The sequence below is a fragment of the Candidatus Methylopumilus universalis genome, from assembly GCF_006365315.1.
Classification (GTDB): domain Bacteria; phylum Pseudomonadota; class Gammaproteobacteria; order Burkholderiales; family Methylophilaceae; genus Methylopumilus; species Methylopumilus universalis.
The window spans coordinates 924,939-943,997 of the sequence record NZ_CP040968.1 but is presented as its reverse complement, the minus strand read 5'-3'; the positions used below and the strand labels follow the sequence as shown (position 1 = coordinate 943,997).

Sequence of the window (19,059 nt, the reverse complement as noted above, 5' to 3'; positions counted from 1 at the left end):
AAGCGTTGAATTATATTTTTTTAAGCCCTTAAAGTCAAAGATTGATCGCTATACATTAAACCTAAAATGCATCACATCCCCATCTTGAACAATATATTCTTTACCCTCTAAGCGCATTTTCCCAGCCTCTTTAGATTTTTGCTCGCCATTAAATGTAATAAAATCATTGTAAGAAATAACTTCTGCACGAATAAAGCCTTTTTCAAAGTCCGTATGGATAACCCCGGCAGCTTCAGGAGCAGTCGCACCTTTTTTTACAGTCCATGCTCTTACTTCTTTTACGCCTGCTGTGAAGTAGGTTTGTAAGCCTAACAGCGTGTATGCGGACCTAATAACTTTATCGAGACCTGGCTCTTCAAGACCGAGCTCGCTTAAAAATATTGCTTTGTCTTCGTCTTCTAAGTCAGCAATTTCAGCTTCAATTTTTGCACAGATAGAGATCACAGGAAGATTGTCTTTCTGAGCTAATGCTTGAAGTGAGTCCAGTATAGGGTTATTAGTGAATCCTGTTTCATTCACATTAGCAACAAACATGACAGGCTTCACAGTGATTAAGCAAAGAGGCTTAATCAGTTTAAGCTCATCCTGATCTAAATTTAAATTTTTAACCAGTTTTCCCTGGTCAAGGTGTGTTGCAACTTTTGTCAGAATTGAAACTAGCTGAATAGCTTCTTTATCTCCTGACTTTGCTTTTTTATTTTCGCGATGAAGTGTTTTATCCACAGTTTCCATGTCCGCTAAAATAAGCTCTGTATTGATGACTTCAATATCAGAAAGAGGGTCAACTTTGCCAGAGACGTGAACAATATTGTCGTCTTGAAAGCAGCGTACTACATGCACAATGGCATCTGTTTCTCTAATGTTAGCTAAAAATTTATTACCAAGGCCTTCGCCCTTGGAGGCTCCAGCAACAAGGCCTGCGATATCAACAAACTCGACAATGGCTGGCTGGGTTTTTTCTGGATTAACTATTGCTATTAGCTTTTCGATTCTAAGGTCTGGAACTTCTACAATCCCAATATTGGGCTCGATGGTACAGAAGGGGTAATTTTCCGCAGCTATACTGGCCTTAGTAATCGCATTGAATAGCGTTGATTTTCCGACGTTAGGTAATCCGACAATGCCACATTTCATAATTTATTTTCTTTATTTGTTAGTGTGAAGATTGAGCATAGCTTTTTCAAATTGACCTGATGCAATTTCATTAAAAAGTTTACTGCTTGCTTCTATAGATTCATCGATGAGACTTCTCTCTTTAGATGAAGGATTTTTTAAAACATAATCAACGACTAAATGCTTCTCTCCTGGATGACCAATACCAATTTTTAACCTCCAAAAATCTTGAGAGCCGATGCATGCAAATATACTTTTAAGTCCATTGTGACCGCCATGACTTCCGCCAAATTTTAGCTTGGCTTGACCGACGTCAATATCAAGGTCGTCATGAATGACTAAGATTTCATTTGGATTTATCTTATAAAACTTTGAAATTGCTGCAAGCGCTTTTCCACTATCATTCATGTAAGTGCTAGGCTTAGCAAAATAAATTTCATCTGCATTGGATAATTTTCCAATACCTGAAGAAAACTTATCGCTATTTTGTAACTTGATATTATGGTGATGAGCCACGAGATCAATCCACCAAAAACCTGCATTATGTCTAGTATCTGAGTATTTTTCGCCGGGATTTCCAAGGCCTACAAATAATTTAATTTGGTTCATATGAAAAAATAAGGCGCACTTTTTTTAAATTAAGTGCGCCTTATTCATATCAAAAGTTAAATTACTTAGCTTTGTCTGATTTAGCTTCGTCAGCTGGAGCTGCATCAGCTGCCTTAGCGCCTTCAGCTGCTGGAGCGGCAGCATCTGCAGCGCCTTCAGCTGGTTTAGCTACAACTTCTTCAACTATTGCTCTTGGTTTAGATACAGATGCCACTGCTGCATCGTTACCATGCGAAAGTTGAATGAATTCTACGCCTTCGCCCATTTTAATTTCTGACAAGTGAATTGATTGGCCGATATCAAGTGTCGCCAAATCAACTTCAATAAACTCAGGAAGATTTTTTGGTAAGCATGAGATATTTGCTTCAGTCATGATATGAGAAACAATACCGCCGTTAAGTTTAACGCCTGGTGATACTTCAGCATTAATAAAGTGGAACGGTACTTTCACATGAATCTTCTCATTTTCATTGACGCGTTGAAAATCAATATGCTGAATTGTGTTTCTTACAGGATGCATTTGATAATCTCTTAACAAAACAGACTCTTTAGCACCTTCTAAATTGAGCGTTAAGATAGATGCATGAAATGCTTCATGTCTAAATTGTAAAAATAAAGATTTATGCTCTAGGTCTAATGAGATAGGGTCTTTGCCTCCACCATATAAGATTCCAGGAACACTTCCAGCGTGGCGAAGACGGCGGCTCGCACCCGTACCTTTCACACCACGTTTTGTTGCGTTAATTTCGATTTTCATTTACTACTCCTTAAATTAAATCTGCATTCCGCGACCAGACTGCAGCAGTTTCTTGGTCAATATGACCAAATTCTTTATTCCATAAAAAGAGAACTTACGGAATCACCTTGGCTAATTCGACGAATCGTTTCTGCTAAGAGTTCAGCAACACTTAGTTGCCTAATTTTTTTACATGCCATTGCCACTTTATTAAGTGGAATTGTATTTGTTACAACTAATTCATCTAATGCTGACTCAGTAATAATTTTTGCTGCGTCTCCCGAAAGAATTGGGTGTGTCGCATAAGCCACCACTTTAATAGCACCATTCTTTTTTAAAGCAGCTGCAGCTTCGCAAAGTGTATTTGCAGTGTCGACCATGTCATCAATAATAACGCAGGTTCTATTTTCTACTTCACCAATAATATTCATTACTTTAGACACATTTGGCTTTGGTCTACGTTTATCTATGATTGCAAGATCTGACCCTAATTGTTTAGCGCACGCTCTTGCTCTAACAACACCGCCAACATCAGGCGACACTACTACAAGATTTTTATGATTTTGTTCAAGCAAATCTTTAAGCAGCACAGGTGTTGCGTATATGTTATCAACAGGGATATCAAAAAACCCCTGAATTTGGTCAGAGTGAAGATCCATAGTAAGTAATCTATTCACACCAACACTTGTAAGCATATTAGCTACAACTTTAGCTGTAATAGCAACCCGCGCTGATCTTGGTCTTCTGTCTTGCCTTGAGTACCCAAGATAAGGGATGGCTGCCGTAATTCTCGATGCAGACGATCTTCTTAAGGCATCTACAATCACCATAATTTCCATTAAGTTATCGTTGGTTGGATGGCTTGTAGACTGAAGCACAAATACATCTCTACCACGAACATTTTCAAGGAGCTCAACCATGATTTCCCCATCACTGAAACGCCCTACGTCAGCGCGACCAAGGTGCATACCAAGATTCTCTGCAACTTGCTCAGCAAGAATAGGATTGGCATTGCCCGTGAATATCATGACGCTGTTATTGTCCAAAGTCTCGGTCCTAGTTATGAATGGTCAGTCTCAAAAAATGGCAGGGGAGGAAGGATTCGAACCTTCGCATGCTGGAATCAAAATCCAGTGCCTTAACCAGCTTGGCGACTCCCCTATTATTCTGTTCCCAACATTAAATTAAAATGAGGGTGGTTATTTAATCCTTTAACTACAAAGCCTAGTGTATGTTCTGGCCTTTTCTCTGCTATTTTTTTACCTTCATCTACCGAACTTAAAGAGATAAAAAAACATGATCCTGAACCCGTCATTTTTGCGCGGCCAAACTGGTTTAACCAGTCAAAAACAAGGGTAATTCCTTTAAATTCTTTTAAGACTCCTTTTTCCAAATCGTTGACCAAATTTTTAGGGTCTAATTCATTGGAAAAGCCTGCTATTTTCAATGGAATCCGGTCTTTTGTCAATTCAAGTGACTCAAAAACCTCTCTCGTGGAAACCGTCTCCCTAGGCGCTATGACAAGGTAATCTTGCGGTGTGGTCTGGAAAGGGGTGAGCTTTTCACCTATACCTTCAGCCCAAGCATTTTGACCAAAAATAAAGAATGGAACATCCGCCCCTAGCTTAAGAGCTAATTCTTGTAATTCTTGCTGAGTCAATTGGCAATCCCATAAAGCATTGAGGGCAATAAGTGCAGTTGCAGCATCTGAGCTTCCCCCTCCAAGACCACCGCCCATTGGGATAGTTTTTTTAATGAAGATATCTGCACCTGATTGCTTGTTTGCAAATGGCTTTAATAAGTGAGCAGCTTTAATGGTTAAATCATCACTTTCTTGAATGTTAGCGTGATGAGAAGTACGACGTATCAACCCAGACTCGTTTGTCTTTATAAAAAGATTGTCATAAAGATCGATGAGCTGAAAGACTGTTTGAATATTGTGATAACCATCAAGTCTCTTATTTATTACATGAAGAAATAAGTTTAACTTTGCTGGCGCCAAAAATTCTTGATAACCATTTTCTTTAAGTTCATTTGCCTGCAATGTTAATAATCTCTTCTACGATAAAATTAAAATTAAATGTACCTTGAGTAATTGATATTTTAGATGGAACGGTATAGCCATCCTGAGTTTTGAAAGCATTAATTAAAATATTCCACTCATCATTATAAAAATGAGTTGCACGATTAAGTTGATTTTCATCTTTACGTAAATTTTTAATTCGATCAACATGATTTGTAATCAGATTTCTAAAGAGATCTGGTGAAATATTCTTACCAAATAAAGATTGTATATAGCGATCAAAGTCATCACCTGATAGTACTTTTCCATTGGCATCAATGATGCGTTTATCATGAGATGAGTAAATAATTTTTGCAACTTGGGTATTAAAGGGCGAAAAGATATCAATCTCATCTTGATTATTTTCATAGTGCCAAATGAGACGGCCTGAGCCTCCTTTAGAATCGATAGAGTAAGAAAATTTAGCTTTTATGGAAAATTTTTCTATAAAACGATTTTCGTCAATCGCTTGCGAGGTTTCAATTGCAGGAGAATGAGATCTAAATATCTCAAATGGATCATTCAATGTTGTGCAGCCTGAGAAAAAAAATACTACAACAAGAAGGGAGGCGCTAGAAAAATTCAATTAAATAAAAGCTCTGTAAGAGTTAACGTAATCTTTTAAACGTTTCTTTCAGAACTTCATTATCGGGAAATGATTGAAGTGATAATTCTAGAACATCGCTAGCTTCTTTCTTTTTTCCTTGGGCCCACAAAATTTCACTAAGATGTGCTGCGATCTCTGGGTCCGCTTGAATATCATAGGCTTTCTGAATGAAAGAAAGAGCAGAATCTAATTTGCCAAGTCTGAAATACAACCAACCCATACTATCTAAAATATAATGATTATTAGGTGATATCGATAAAGCAACCTCAATATATTTTCTTGCATCTTCTAAATAAATATTTCTATCAGCAAATGAATAGCCCAGTGCATTATAAGCTACAGCGTAGTCAGGTTTAATCTTGATAGCTTCCCTTAAAAGATTTTCCATTAAGTCATATTTATTTAACTTATCCGCGAGGAGTGCATAATCAAATTTGAATTCAGCAGATTTAGCAAAGTTAGGCGCCTCACTCTGCATGAGCTGAAACGCTTCTTGGTGGCGGTTAAATCGAGTGAGTAAAGATGTTTTTAATTGAACGACACTTAATTTTTCATCTGCCGAATTAGATTTTATTGTACTTAAAAATTCCAATGCTTTATCGACGGATTCTTTTTTCGCAATGATTTCTGCTGTAATTAATTTTGATTCAATAAAATGATTTCCATTGCCTACTTTATTAAGCCAAGTAATTGCCGCATCAGTCAGATTCTTTTTGTCTGCAATTTTTGCAAGGTAGATAAAGACTTGATCTTTGTCTTTTGGGTTTCTTTTAAGGCTTTGTAAAAAATACTTTTCAGCAAGATCGTAATCTTCAAGCTCAACTGATAACAAACCCACAGCAAGTGTAACCTCCGCAGAACTATTTGCTGTATTTACAAGTTTAATAAATTCATTTTTAGCTTCATTAAATTTGCGACCATTTGTTAGAAGCTTTGCATATTCGAGTCTTACATCGTTTGATTTTGGATATTTACTTAAGAAACCACTATAGAAATTAAGGGCATTTTCTGGACTTTCTTGAGCCAAGATTTGCCCTTTAAATAAGACTGGCATCTCCCATTCCGGTTTAATTTGATTTATAGCAGCCAATTCTTTTTCGTACACTTTTTGATCTTTACCAATCCAAGCTGCATGCACGACCGCAAAATGTGCCTCTGCTAGTTTGGGATAAGGTTGAGCAAGCTCGGTTACTAAAGTCAATACAGCTTTCTTATCTGGCACTCGAGAAAGCATGCTATTCAAGTACAAAAAGCCACTCGCCCTTGTTTTATCTTTGAGGAGTAACTTTTGTAAAACTGGCTTTGCTTCGTTAAGTTTATTGTTGGCTATAAGTATTTCACTTAAGGCTTGTTGAGCATCAATAGAATCTTTATTAAGCTCATTCCATACCTTGGAAGCCTCCAAAGCTAAAGCAGCATTTCTTGTGTAGCCAGTAATTTTTGTTGCGCGTTCAGCTAATAGAGCGTTATCAGTTTGCTTGGCTAAATCCAAAAAAAGTTCGCTGGCAAGATTAAGCTCCCCGCGTTGAGATGCAATTTCAGCTAATAAGAGCCTAAAAACAAGATCAGGATTGGTATAATTATTAGCAGAACTAGATGTGCCCGGCTTTGCATTAGCTAAAATACTAAACAGGAGAATGGTAATAAGTGTAAATATTCTAAGCAGATGCATAAAGATTCCTGAGATTTGATTTCCACAATAGTTTAAACTAATTTGACAAATAGCTGTCAGCAATGATCCGGGGCTTAATAAAGCAAAACAAGATATTTTAATATGTATAATCTATGATTCATTTTTTCAATAAAAATTCAAAAAAACATCTATGTCAAATCTAACCTTAGAAGCTATTGAGCTAACGCGCCTTTTTGGGGGTCGCGAGGCCGTTAAAAATGTAAGTTTTCAACTAGAAAAAGGTGAGGTTCTAGGCTTTCTTGGACCTAATGGAGCCGGTAAGTCGACCACAATGCGAATGCTTACGGGAAATTTAGCCCCCTCGATCGGTACCGTAAAAATTTGTGGCATTGATATGATTGAAAATCCTAAGGAAGCAAAAGCATTAATAGGGTATTTGCCTGAAATGCGTCCAATATATAAGGAACTTACGGTGGATGAATTTTTAACCATTGCTGCCCGTCTTCATAAGGTACCTAGTAAACAAATTAAAAAAGCTGTAGAAATTGCCAAACAAAAATGTGGCCTAAGCCATATGAGCAAGCGATTAATTGAAAACTTATCTAATGGCTATCAGCAACGCGTAGCAATTGCTCAAGCAATTATTCATAATCCTTTAGTTGTAATTCTTGATGAGCCTACAGTAGGACTTGATCCGATTCAAATTAGAGAAATTAGGTCGCTTATTAGAGAAATAGGTCAAAAACATAGTGTAATTTTATCTACACATATTCTTCCTGAAGTTGAAATGGTATGTGATCGTGTTCAAATTATCGATAAAGGTAATTTAGTATTTCATGGGTCAATTGATGAATTAAAACAGCATCGGCAAGGCAATAAGCTTATGGTGGGCTTTGCAAAAGCACCTACAGTCTCAGCGCTTAAAGATATTGAAGGTGTTATTAAAGTTGAAAAAGCAGAAGATCGTATGTATCGCATTCACTTTAAAAATAAACAGTCTCCAGCAGATGCTATCGTGAAGTTATCGGTAAAAAATCGCTGGGGGCTTTATCAAATAGCTCCTGATCAAACGAGCCTAGAAGATGTTTTTGTGCAATTAACTGAAAAGAAACAAACAAATTAAATGAATATGAGTGATCGCTAAAATGATTTTAAATATCGCAAGAAAAGAGCTTAAAAGTTTATTTGCTTCACCAATGGGGTGGACTATATTGGCCCTTCTTATGGCTTTGCTTGGTAATTTTTATCTGACAGGAGTAAATAAATACTTTGAAGTGATGTCGGGTGCAGTTCGACCTGCTGAAAGAGTTGGAGTTACAATTTTTGTAGGTCAGACAGTTTTTGGCATAGCGCGCTATATTATGCTTTTCGCCGTTCCACTTTTGACTATGCGTCTTATTAGCGAAGAGAGACGCAATCAAACATTGCCATTTTTATTTAGCGCACCCATTTCGTTAACTGAAATTGTTTTAGGTAAATTTGTCGGATTGATTATTTTCTTAAGCATTCTTATTGTTTATATTTTTATGATGCTCATAACGCTTAATATTTGGTCGGATATAGATTTTGGGTATTTAATCGCAAATTCATTTGGTCTTTGGCTTCTTTTAGGAAGCTTTTCTGCTTTAGGTATTTATTTTTCAAGCTTAACAAAACAGCCTATTATTGCTGCAATACTAAGTTTTATCTCCTTATTTGCATTAATTTTTCTTGAAAGTATGTTTGCGAGCGATCCTAATCACTGGTTTGCATACGTATCCTTAATGAAACACTTCCAAAGCTTTTCAAGGGGAATGATTGACACCTCGGATTTAATATATTTCTTTTTATTCATTTCAACATTCTTAACATTAACTATAAGACGTCTTGATGCAGAAAGGCTTCGTGGATAATTATGAAAGTTAATCCAAAATTAAGATTACAGATTCTTATACAAAATAGTTTTTTCGTAGTTTTATTCATAGCCTTAATATTTTTATTAGGATTTGTTGCAAATCAATACAAGTTTGCTAAAGATATAACCCAAGCTAATAGAAATACATTAACAACCGGAAGTATTAATGTATTGAAGCAAATGCAAGGCCCAATAACATTAACTGTCTTTGCTTCGGAAGATGACGTGAATAACGGTGACACATTTAGGCAGGGCATTATTAATTTTATGGCCAGATATCAGAGAACGAAACCTGATATCAATGTTAAATTTATTAGCCCAATAAAAGAACCAAAATTAGCCCAGGAAAATGGCATTAAAGAAGACGGCGAAGTTGTGGTTGAATATCAAAAAAGATCTGAGCATATTAAACCTCCTTTTGCAGAACAAGAGATGACAAATCTTTTTATGCGCTTATCAAGAACAAGCCAACAGGCAGTTATGTATTTAGATGGACATGGTGAAAGAAACTTAATTGGTCTGAAGAATAATGACGTAGGCGAATTTGGTAAGCAATTAGAATCTAAAGGTTTGAAATTCGCTAATTTAAATTTAACTATTGAGCCAGAAGTTCCTTTGAATGGTTCGATGTTAGTGATTGCAAGCCCGCAAAAAAATATTTCTCCAATTGAAGCAAAAAAAATTAAAAAATTCTTAGAGTCAGGCGGAAATTTACTTTGGCTTCTTGATGATAATAACTTTCATGGCCTAGATGAAATTGCTACCTATCTTGGACTAAGCGTTTCAAGCGGACAAGTTATAGATCCAGCAGATAGGAGTGAGGGGAGTAATGAAAATATTGCTTATGCTTCTTCTTATGGTGAGCACGCTATTACTAAAAACTTTATGCTAGGAACTCGATTTTCTAATGCACACGAAGTTAATGCTAAAGGAACATTAGATAATGGTTGGGAAGTTAGTAAATTAATAGAGGTATCGCCCAACGGATGGCTGGAGTCTACTCAAGTAATGGCAAATCAAAAACCTACTTTCGATAAAAGCAAAGATAAGCCTGGCCCAATTAATATAGCAGTTGCACTTCAAAGAGTTTATGGAAAAAAGGGCCAAAGAGTGGTTGTAGTGGGTAATGGTAACTTCTTATCTAATACATTTATTATAAATGGTGGCAATTTAGATCTCGGTATCAACATGATTAACTGGCTATCAGGCGATGATAATTTAATTTCTATACAGCCCATGCCATTAAAAGATGTCAATGTCACTATTCCTGATAACAAAATTTCATTCATTATTGCCTGGACCATATTCCATAGTTTTCAATACTTCATACCGATTGGTTTTTTTGTTGTAGGCATATTGTTTTGGTTCAAACGAAGAAAAGCTTAGTTTGTAATTATGAAAAATCGTTGGCTAATTAATATTATCTTGTTAGTGATGGTTTTATCGATATCACTCTTTTTATTTCTAAAGCCTTCACAGATAAAGCAAACCAAACAATTTTCAATTAGCACTTTTAATTTGAGCGATTTTGACTCTATAAAGGTAGATTTTCCATCTAGAGCTTCTGTAATTTTTAAAAAATCTACCGAGTCATGGGATATGGTTGAGCCTATAAAAGGTAGAGCAGACCAATTTTCAGTGCAAAAAATAATATCCATCGTAGCAACATCAAGTAGCGAAAAATTACCTTCAAACGATCTAGCAAAATATGGTTTAGATAAACCTACTATGAATTTAAAATTAATTCATAAGGGGGTGGAAGAGGAGTTTATTTTTGGCACATACAACTCTGTAACAGAAGACCAATACCTTTTGTATAAAGACAATGTGTACCTTATTAGCGGTTCTTATTCTGAATCTGCATCTACGCAGCCAATTGAGCTCATTGATAAGTCTCCCTTAAGCAAGTCAGAACAAATTAAGGATTTCGATTTTTCTCGTCTTGAACAATGGAAATCAAAAAAATTAAAAGTCACGCGCAATAATAACGAATGGTCTGCTAACGAAGGCAATCAACTTAAACAAAGCGATATGGCTGAATGGTTTGATATGACATGGGTTAAAAATCCAGCAAAGTCGGTTGAAAAATTCGCCATTGATTTAAGGATCCCATATAAGAGTTTTGATATCCATACGACAGATGGGAAAAAAATTACATTTTTACGTGTCCAGGAATCACCGGAGACGCAACTCTATAGAGTAGATGAAGGTTTACTGTACCACTTTGGGAGTGATATTGGATTTACTATGCTGAATCCTCCCGTCGAACATTCTAATAAATAAATTCATTTATGCCTGAACTTCCAGAGGTTGAGATCACCTGTATCGGTCTCAAACCCATTCTTCAAAAGTCTATTTCAAATATTATTATCAGGAATCCATCTTTAAGATGGCCAATTCCATCGCACTTAAAGAAAACACTTCCTAACCAGAAAATACTCTTCATAAAAAGACGCGCGAAATATATTCTTATTCAATTTGAAAAAGGCACCCTCATGATTCATCTAGGCATGTCAGGACGGCTTGAAATCTTAAACAAAGAGACACCTCCTAAAAAGCATGATCATGTTGATATCACGTTTCATAATTCAAAAAATATTTTGAGGTATACAGACCCAAGAAGATTTGGATCTATATTCTGGATAGATGGAGATATTAAAGATCATTTTTTAATTTCTAGGTTAGGTCCTGAACCATTAGAAAGTTTATTTACTGGAGATTATTTATTTTCAAAAGCGCAGAATAAAAAATCACCTATTAAAAATATCATCATGGATAGTCATATCGTTGTTGGCGTTGGTAATATCTATGCAAGTGAATCATTATTTAAAGCTGGTGTGATTCCCAGTAAATTAGGTAAAGACACTTCACTGGACGAATGCACAAAGATCGTTAAACATATTAAAGCTACATTAATAAAAGCAATTGAACTTGGCGGAAGTTCTCTTAAAGATTTTTATAACGTTAATGGACAGTCTGGTTATTTTCAGCAGACTTATAATGTTTATGGAATGAAAGGTAAGCCTTGCCGAAAGTGCAAGTCAATTATTGAAAACATGAAAATTGGACAGCGCTCAAGTTTCTTCTGTATTAAGTGTCAGAACTAATTAATATTAAGCTTATTTGTTTCTTTGATAATCTTCGGCAATAAAGACCCTACAATCATCCCAATAATACTATTACCCAGGCCAATTAGTTGAGCAGGAATCAGCGCGCTATCACCTAAGAATACTTCTACGAATAACCACGAACCTATACCGCCAATAATGGCCATTAAAGCCCCTTGGCTATTAGCTTTTTTCCAAAATGCACCAAATACGAGAGGCACAAAAGCACCTGCTAAGGTAATTTTATAGGCTGATTCAACCATCCCAAAAATGGAAAGATTTGAACTAAGGGCATATAGCAAGACAACAGCAGAAAAACAGACGAGGGTAATTCTCATAATTTTGAGTAAATGTTTGTCGCTGATTTTTGGAAAATAACCTTTAACAATATTTTCTGCAAAAGAAATAGATGGTGCTAGAAGCGTCGCTGAAGAGCAACTCATTATTGCTGATAGAACAGCTCCAAAAAATATCACTTGTGCAAAGAGTGGCATATAGTTAAGCACAAGCATGGGCAAGACATGCTGTGAGTTTGTATTGACGAGTCCGTTAAAATATTCAGCATCAATTAAAGTTGCCGAATATGCAATAAACATTGGTACAAACGTAAATATAAAATAAATTGAAGCGCCAAGTATCGAGCCGTATAACGCAATTTTGGCAGTTTTAGCTGATGTTACGCGTTGAAAAACGTCTTGTTGAGGAACCGACCCCAGCATCATAGTAATCCATGTACCCAAAAAAGTTATCCATGTCCAAATATTACCTTTTGGGAAAAAGTCTAACTTATGATTTATAGAGGCACTTTCAATAACCGGGGCAACTCCCCCTGTTAAATGAGAAATAGCATATGCAATATATAGAAGCCCACCAATAACTACGATCATTTGGATAAAATCTAAGATGGCTACAGATAACATGCCGCCAAAGGTAGTGAAAGTCAGCACAATTAATATCCCAATAATCATGCCCAGTTCTTCGCTAATATATTGATGTGTAATAAGGTTAAATATTAATCCAAGCGCTTTAATCTGTGCCGCTACCCATCCCAAGTATGAGATGACAATTGCGATGGTTGTTAGTACCTCAATAGTTCTGTTGTATCTCGCCCTGTAAAAGTCTCCCAAAGTAATAATATTTAATTTATATAATTTAGAAGAGAAGAAAATACCAGCAATAACTAAACAAAGACTTGACCCAAAAGGGTCAGCCACAACCCCATTTAAGCCTTCTTTAACAAAAGTAGACGACACACCAAAAATTGCTTCTGCTCCAAACCAAGTTGCAAAAACGGTTGCAGTCACGATAGGGAGTGGCAGGTGCCTTCCGGCTACAGCATAGTCTTTCGTATTTTTAACACGGGAGGATACAAAAATACCAATCCCAATTGTGACGAGAAGATAGAGAGAGACAAACCAAATAAGCAAATCAAAATTTCCTAAATTTATTTAATAAAATAAAACAAGATTGTTAAATTTAGCAACAAAGTAATTCCAATTAAAGTAATAGCAATTTTAAACCAGCGATTCTGTTTTTTTTGCGTTTTTAATAGGTGATCAATGTCATCTTGGTTAAATGCATTTATATTTTCATGTTTTTTTTGTTCGAGAAACTCATGAATAAGTCTTGGCAATTGTGGCGTTAAGTGAAGCCAATGCGGGAGTTCATTTTTTAAACTCTTTAAAATATGTTTAATACCTTTTTGTTCTGACATATATTTTTTCAAAAATGGAGCGGCTGTTTTCCATAAGTCTAAATCAGGATCTAGGTTTCGACCAAGACCCTCAACATTTAAAAGTGTCTTTTGAAGCATGGTAAGCTGAGGCTGGATTTCCATATTAAATCGTCTCGATGTTTGAAATAGCCTGATAAGAAGACGACCAAATGATATTTCCTTTAAAGGCTTATTAAAAATAGGCTCACATACTGATCGTATTGCATTTTCAAATTCATCTAAAGAAGTATTCCTAGGAACCCAGCCCGATTCGATATGAGCAAGTGCTACGTCATGGTAATCACGTTTAAAAAAGGCTAAAAAATTGCGTGCTAGATAATTTTTATCATTCTCACTAAGAGACCCCATGATACCAAAATCCATTGCAATATAGCGACCATCATCAGCAACCTGAATATTGCCGGGGTGCATATCTGCATGAAAAAAACTATCCCTAAATACCTGCGTAAAGAAAATTTCTACCCCGTTGCGTGCGAGTTGCTTAATATCGATTTTTTTCTTGCGAAGGATTTCGATGTGGCTTATAGGTGTTCCATACATTCTTTCCATGACCATGACATCTTCATTACAGTAATCCCAATAAACTTCTGGCACGATAAGCAGTTTTTTATCTTTAAAATTCTCACCTAAGCGACTGCAATTTGCTGCATCTAACATTAGATTTAATTCACATTGAACATGTTTTGAAAACTCAGCTACAACCTCTCTTGGCCTTAGTCGTTTGCCATCTGACCATGTCAATTCAAGCATGAAAGCAATGAGATAAAGTAAATTTATATCTTTATTAATCACGCGCTTAATATTAGGTCTTAATATTTTGACTGCAACATCTTTTCCGTCATGAAGCGTTGCAAAGTGAACTTGGGCAACTGATGCGCTTGCTATAGGGGTTTGGTCAAACGTTTTAAAAATTTTATCTGGCGACATACCATATGAAGCTGTAATAATTTTTTCAACATTCTTATACGGAAAGGGGGGCACTTGATCCTGAAGTTTAGCTAGCTCATCTGCAATATCTAAAGGAATGAGATCTCTTCTGGTGGATAACATTTGACCAAATTTAACAAAAATTGGACCTAATTCTTCGAGCGCAAGCCTAAGTCTTGTACCTCTATTTTCTTTGACTGATCTAAAGAAAAATAGTATCGAGATAGAATAGGCGAAAACATTCAGTTGTCGATTGAATGTGATGAACTCCTCGAGGCGATACTTAATAAGTATATAAAGTATATAAATTAATCTAAAGTACTTCATAGCTTTTTAAGCCTAAGTTCTAAACGATCCACGTCAAATCGCAAGCGGTCAACTTCATTATTAAATTGTTCTACTAGTCTTTTCTTAGCAATCATTGGCTTCTCTTCGAGCCAGTACTCTTTAAATGTGTCTGCAATATTAAATGATGTTTCTTTTGTTGAAGTTACTACTTTTTTCGCAAGTTTTACGAGATGGTATGCTGGAATATCTCCAATAATCTCACTCAAATCATCTTCATAATCCCACTCAACATCTCTTAATAAGTTACTCATTAGCGAGGCAAACTCGATATCACCTTTAATTTCAATGTAAGCTTTTTTATTTCCACGCATAAGTTCAATTGCTGAGGATATAGATAATTTAATTTCTGCATCATAAGCATCGATTTGATCTCTATATTCTGGGAGGCCGCTCTTATTAATTATTAATGCGTAATGAATGGGCCCTACATTAAATAAAATAGATTTTGATCTATGCTTGGTAAGACCTTTTTTTAACCACTCATTTTGTTGAAATAAATGGTTAGTGAGTTTTTTTTTAATTGTGTCAATGATCAAAATTTATATCCCATATGTATAGCAACTACACCCGAAGACAAATTCAGATATTCCACTTTTAAAAAAGACTCTGCTTCCATCATAGTTTTTAATGATTCTTGATCAGGATGCATTCTTATCGATTCGACGAGGTATTGATAACTTGATTCATCTTTAGCAAATAACTTACCTAATTTTGGCAGTAATTTAAAAGAAAATTGATCATAAAAAAACTGTAGTGGCTTCCAAACTTTTGAAAATTCTAGGATCAAAATTTTTCCGCCAGGAGATAAGACGCGATAAATTTCTTTTAATGCTCTTTTTTTGTCGGTCATATTACGAATACCAAAGCCTATTGTGACGCAGTCGAAATAATTATCAGGAAAGGGGAGTGATTCCGCATCGCATAATATAGAAGGTATAAAAATACCTTGATCAATTAATTTATCACGACCAATTTTTAGCATGGATAAATTAATATCAGAATGTATCATCTGCCCTTTAAAATCAGATGATTGCACCCCTATTTTTTTTGCAAGCAGAATAGACAAGTCTGCTGTTCCACCTGCAATATCAAGAATCCGTGCATTTTTCTTTACGTTAGAAGTATTTACAAGAAATTTTTTCCAAATATGATGCATCCCAAATGACATCAGATCATTCATCAGATCATAATTTGATGCCACAGAATGAAAAACAGAGGCTACCTTGCTGGCTTTTTCCGTTTCATCTACTTCACTATAGCCAAAATGTGTTTTTTTATTAGGCATGCGTTTTTGTTCTTTGAATGCCGGCGACAGATAATTTTCTTAAATACTCTTCCCAGAGCGCATCATAAGTTGCAGCAAGTTCATAAAGATAATCCCAGGTATATATGCCTGTATTATGGCCGTCTGAAAATGTTAATTTAATAGCGTACTGGCCGATGGGCTCAATATTTTCAATGGCGACATTTTCTTTTTGTACTTGAAGTGTTTCTTGCCCTGGCCCGTGACCTCTTACCTCAGCGGACGGAGAATGCACTCTTAGAAATTCGGAAGAAAGCATGCATTCGGTTAGATTGTTAAATTTAATTTCTAACAGATTGGATGACTGATGAAGCTTAATTTCTAAAGGGTATATTTTAGCGTTACTTGTTGTCACTTTATGAGGAAGCCTAAAAAAACTATATTATCGGAGTTCTATTGGCTTTTTTGGTAAAAATTAAATGATTAATGAATAGAAGATTGTAGTAACGATTTAATTTTTTTCATTGCTGATTGTTCGATCTGTCTAATTCTTTCAGCAGACACGCCAAGCTTATCCGCAAGTTCGTGAAGAGTTGAGGCATCTTTATCTTTAAGCCATCTTTCTTCTAAAATAAGACGACTTCTTTCATCGAGCGATAAAAGCGCTGTTTTAAGGGTGGACAGACTATTGCTTTCAGATTGGTCTATTTCCATTTGTTCTGATGGTTCAGGCGCCTCATCTTTTAGGTAAGCGATGGGTCTATAAACATCATCTTCTGATTCTTCAGATCCATAATCTAATGATATTTCATTACCATTAAAGCGATATTCCATTTCGCGCACATCTTCAGGCTTCACATTAAGCTCTTTTGCGATCGCATTAATCTCATCGGATTTAAGCGGTTGAAGAGTTTTTTTCATGCTTCGTAGATTAAAAAACAACTTACGTTGTGCTTTTGTAGTGGCTGTTTTAACTAAACGCCAGTTTTTAACAATGTATTCTTGAATTTCAGCTTTAATCCAGTAGATTGCAAAAGATACAAGCCTTACACCCCTTTCGGGATCAAATCTTTTTACAGCTTTCATTAGGCCTATATTGCCTTCTTGAACTAAGTCTGATTGAGGAAGCCCGTAACCAGAATAGCCTTTAGCTACTTTAGCTACTAATTTTAAGTGCGACAAAATGAGGGTTTTCGCAGCCTCGAGATCGTTTGATTTTTTAAGGCGCATGCCAAGAGCCATCTCTTCTTCCGCAGTGAGCGAAGGAATAGTTCTAATGGATTGCATATAGCGGTCGTAGCTATCAATAGAACCCAATGTAGACAAGCTTAAATCCAAAGTCATTTTTTTAAAATCCTTTGTAAAAACTTCATTATTAAACACAATTTTAGCACTCTTCCTTAGAGAGTGCTAGTCTAATAAGGTTCCTTAAATAATAAATTAACCTAATAAATACAATAGGTTATATGGCTAGAATTTCTTAATCGATTGATTAATGGATATGAAAGATGCTGCGACAGCGATCAAAATCGAGCCGCCTACGATGAATAAATACTCCAAAGGTTTTAAGTCAATAATACTAAATTGAGCTCCATAAAGAGCTTCAACCTCAATGACGGTTTGATTTAAGAAAATTACAATTAATTTGAGCGAGATGGCAGCAGTTAATCCACCGCCAAGCCCGTAAATAAATCCGCTGTATAAAAAAGGCCTTCTAATAAATTGATTAGTTGCGCCAATTAATTTACTCAGTTCAATTTCTTCATGGTGGGAAGTCATTTGAAGACGAATTGTATTTCCAATAACTACCGTAAGCATAGAAGCAAGTAAAACTGAAGCCAAAAGAATAGCTTTATTTGCCAAATGAAGGACCGAGTTCAATTTTTTAACCCATCCTGTATCAACAACTACTTGATCTACACCATCAAGTTTTTCTATGAATGATTTTAAGTCCACGATTTGATTTGGATTCACTGTATTGGGAGAAATAAAGAAGGCATCAGGTAATGGATTTTCAGATAGCCCATTATTTGAATCATTAAAGCCCATCGATTTTTGGAGCTTAGGCCAAGCCTCTTCTTTTTTCACAAAATGAAAGCTATTAATTTCGGAACGATTTTTTAATTCTTTTTCAATTTTATTTTTAGCATCGGATGAAGTGTCTTTTTTTAAAAAAATACTTATTTGTGATTCATGCTGAATGGTCTCAGAAATAGACTTTAAATTTTGCACTACAAGAAAAGATATGCTCGGTAATATAAAGGTAACGCCTATGACTAAAAACATCATAAGTGTAGAAAGTAATGATGCATGACTTCGCTGAAGCGCTTTAAGAAACATCTGATAGTGACCAGTTAAATAGCTCATTTATTGCTCAGTAATTTTTATGAGATTGCCGTCTTGCAAATAAAGTTGTTTATGTTTTTTTGAAACTATTGGCATTTCATGTGTTGCAATAATTACGGTTACACCAAGCTCTTGAAAACTGTAAAAGAGACTCATAATTTCATCTGCATATTTTTTATCTAAATTTCCTGTGGGCTCGTCTGCAAGAAGAATGGAAGGCCTACATGCAATAGCTCTCGCAATAGCGAGACGTTGCTGTTCGCCACCTGATAAGCTAATTGGCATTGATCTTTCTCGGTTTAGTAATCCAACCTTGTCTAATGCTGCCCGAACACGACCTCTGATATCATTGACCTCTACCTCGTTAATTTCTAATGCTAGCGTAATATTTTCAAAACAATTGCGATCATATAAAAGTTTATGGTCTTGAAAAACTAAACCAAATTTTCTCCTAATGTAAGGAATAGAAGCATTTTTTACTTGGCCCAAATTTTGATTCTCGAAAATAATCGTTCCATGAGTAGCAGGTTCAATGGCCGTTATTAATTTTAATAGTGTTGATTTTCCTGCTCCTGAGGGACCGGTAACAAAAACCAGCTCGCCAGCATTAATTTCAAAAGTAATATTTTGTAATGCCCCTAAATTTCCCGGATATCTTTTATGAACCTGGTCAAATTTAATCATTGATAAAAGCCGATT

The 19,059-nt window shown here is 35.7% G+C and carries 20 protein-coding genes and 1 tRNA gene; 5 read left to right on the top strand and 16 right to left on the bottom strand.

Features of this window, described 5'->3' with window-relative positions:
* Positions 1 to 48: 48 nt before the first annotated feature.
* From ychF to FIT79_RS04910, 8 genes are all read right to left on the bottom strand, one after another.
* Positions 49 to 1,134: a redox-regulated ATPase YchF gene (gene ychF / locus FIT79_RS04945; RefSeq protein WP_139875836.1), complete on the bottom strand. Its 1,086-nt coding sequence runs from the start codon at positions 1,132 to 1,134 to the stop codon at positions 49 to 51.
* 12 nt (positions 1,135 to 1,146) lie between these two features.
* On the bottom strand, positions 1,147 to 1,722 hold the full coding sequence (gene pth / locus FIT79_RS04940) for an aminoacyl-tRNA hydrolase (protein WP_139868178.1): 576 nt from the start codon (positions 1,720 to 1,722) through the stop codon (positions 1,147 to 1,149).
* A gap of 61 nt (positions 1,723 to 1,783) precedes the next feature.
* Positions 1,784 to 2,479, bottom strand: coding sequence for a 50S ribosomal protein L25/general stress protein Ctc (locus FIT79_RS04935; protein WP_139875835.1), 696 nt, complete (start codon positions 2,477 to 2,479; stop codon positions 1,784 to 1,786).
* Positions 2,480 to 2,553: 74 nt separating this feature from the next.
* Positions 2,554 to 3,486, bottom strand: a complete 933-nt coding sequence (locus FIT79_RS04930; protein ID WP_189340216.1) for a ribose-phosphate pyrophosphokinase — start codon at positions 3,484 to 3,486, stop codon at positions 2,554 to 2,556.
* A gap of 56 nt (positions 3,487 to 3,542) precedes the next feature.
* Positions 3,543 to 3,619 (bottom strand) — tRNA-Gln (locus FIT79_RS04925).
* A gap of 1 nt (position 3,620) precedes the next feature.
* Positions 3,621 to 4,502, bottom strand: a complete 882-nt coding sequence (gene ispE / locus FIT79_RS04920; RefSeq protein ID WP_139875834.1) for a 4-(cytidine 5'-diphospho)-2-C-methyl-D-erythritol kinase — start codon at positions 4,500 to 4,502, stop codon at positions 3,621 to 3,623.
* Positions 4,489 to 5,106, bottom strand: a complete 618-nt coding sequence (locus FIT79_RS04915) for an outer membrane lipoprotein LolB (RefSeq protein WP_139875833.1) — start codon at positions 5,104 to 5,106, stop codon at positions 4,489 to 4,491. The genes ispE and FIT79_RS04915 overlap by 14 nt, the downstream gene beginning before the upstream one ends.
* A gap of 22 nt (positions 5,107 to 5,128) precedes the next feature.
* The gene (locus FIT79_RS04910) at positions 5,129 to 6,799 is read right to left on the bottom strand and encodes a tetratricopeptide repeat protein (RefSeq protein ID WP_139875832.1); all 1,671 of its coding nucleotides are present in this window, start codon (positions 6,797 to 6,799) and stop codon (positions 5,129 to 5,131) included.
* 151 nt (positions 6,800 to 6,950) lie between these two features.
* On the opposite strand from FIT79_RS04910, the gene FIT79_RS04905 reads away from it, so the two are divergent.
* The 5 genes from FIT79_RS04905 (at position 6,951) to mutM (ending at position 11,761) form a co-directional block, all read left to right on the top strand.
* Positions 6,951 to 7,883, top strand: a complete 933-nt coding sequence (locus tag FIT79_RS04905) for an ABC transporter ATP-binding protein (RefSeq protein WP_139875831.1) — start codon at positions 6,951 to 6,953, stop codon at positions 7,881 to 7,883.
* 22 nt (positions 7,884 to 7,905) lie between these two features.
* Complete coding sequence (locus FIT79_RS04900; RefSeq protein WP_139868168.1) at positions 7,906 to 8,652, top strand: ABC transporter permease; 747 nt, start codon at positions 7,906 to 7,908, stop codon at positions 8,650 to 8,652.
* 2 nt (positions 8,653 to 8,654) lie between these two features.
* Entirely contained in the window at positions 8,655 to 10,040 is a 1,386-nt protein-coding gene (locus tag FIT79_RS04895) for a GldG family protein (protein WP_028818242.1), read from the top strand.
* Between the two features lie 132 nt (positions 10,041 to 10,172).
* A complete protein-coding gene (locus FIT79_RS04890; RefSeq protein ID WP_190243285.1) occupies positions 10,173 to 10,937 on the top strand; it encodes a DUF4340 domain-containing protein in 765 nt (254 codons plus the stop codon).
* A gap of 8 nt (positions 10,938 to 10,945) precedes the next feature.
* Complete coding sequence (gene mutM, locus FIT79_RS04885; protein WP_139875829.1) at positions 10,946 to 11,761, top strand: bifunctional DNA-formamidopyrimidine glycosylase/DNA-(apurinic or apyrimidinic site) lyase; 816 nt, start codon at positions 10,946 to 10,948, stop codon at positions 11,759 to 11,761.
* Here mutM and FIT79_RS04880 read toward each other — a convergent pair.
* The 8 genes from FIT79_RS04880 to FIT79_RS04845 form a co-directional block, all read right to left on the bottom strand.
* Positions 11,758 to 13,188, bottom strand: a complete 1,431-nt coding sequence (locus FIT79_RS04880) for a high affinity choline transporter 1 (protein WP_139875828.1) — start codon at positions 13,186 to 13,188, stop codon at positions 11,758 to 11,760. The genes mutM and FIT79_RS04880 overlap by 4 nt on opposite strands.
* Before the next feature lie 17 nt (positions 13,189 to 13,205).
* On the bottom strand, positions 13,206 to 14,750 hold the full coding sequence (ubiB, locus tag FIT79_RS04875; RefSeq protein ID WP_139875827.1) for a ubiquinone biosynthesis regulatory protein kinase UbiB: 1,545 nt from the start codon (positions 14,748 to 14,750) through the stop codon (positions 13,206 to 13,208).
* A complete protein-coding gene (locus FIT79_RS04870) occupies positions 14,747 to 15,307 on the bottom strand; it encodes a ubiquinone biosynthesis accessory factor UbiJ (RefSeq protein WP_139875826.1) in 561 nt (186 codons plus the stop codon). Before FIT79_RS04870 ends, ubiB begins: the two co-directional genes overlap by 4 nt.
* Positions 15,304 to 16,056: a class I SAM-dependent methyltransferase gene (locus tag FIT79_RS04865; protein WP_139875825.1), complete on the bottom strand. Its 753-nt coding sequence runs from the start codon at positions 16,054 to 16,056 to the stop codon at positions 15,304 to 15,306. The genes FIT79_RS04870 and FIT79_RS04865 overlap by 4 nt, the downstream gene beginning before the upstream one ends.
* Positions 16,049 to 16,429 (bottom strand): gamma-butyrobetaine hydroxylase family protein, encoded by a 381-nt coding sequence (locus FIT79_RS04860; RefSeq protein WP_223259622.1) that lies wholly within the window; start codon positions 16,427 to 16,429, stop codon positions 16,049 to 16,051. The genes FIT79_RS04865 and FIT79_RS04860 overlap by 8 nt, the downstream gene beginning before the upstream one ends.
* A 68-nt stretch (positions 16,430 to 16,497) precedes the next feature.
* Positions 16,498 to 17,358, bottom strand: coding sequence for an RNA polymerase sigma factor RpoH (gene rpoH / locus FIT79_RS04855; protein ID WP_139875824.1), 861 nt, complete (start codon positions 17,356 to 17,358; stop codon positions 16,498 to 16,500).
* Positions 17,359 to 17,484: 126 nt separating this feature from the next.
* Complete coding sequence (gene ftsX / locus FIT79_RS04850) at positions 17,485 to 18,381, bottom strand: permease-like cell division protein FtsX (protein ID WP_139875823.1); 897 nt, start codon at positions 18,379 to 18,381, stop codon at positions 17,485 to 17,487.
* Positions 18,382 to 19,044, bottom strand: coding sequence for a cell division ATP-binding protein FtsE (locus FIT79_RS04845; RefSeq protein WP_139875822.1), 663 nt, complete (start codon positions 19,042 to 19,044; stop codon positions 18,382 to 18,384).
* Positions 19,045 to 19,059: the final 15 nt, after the last annotated feature.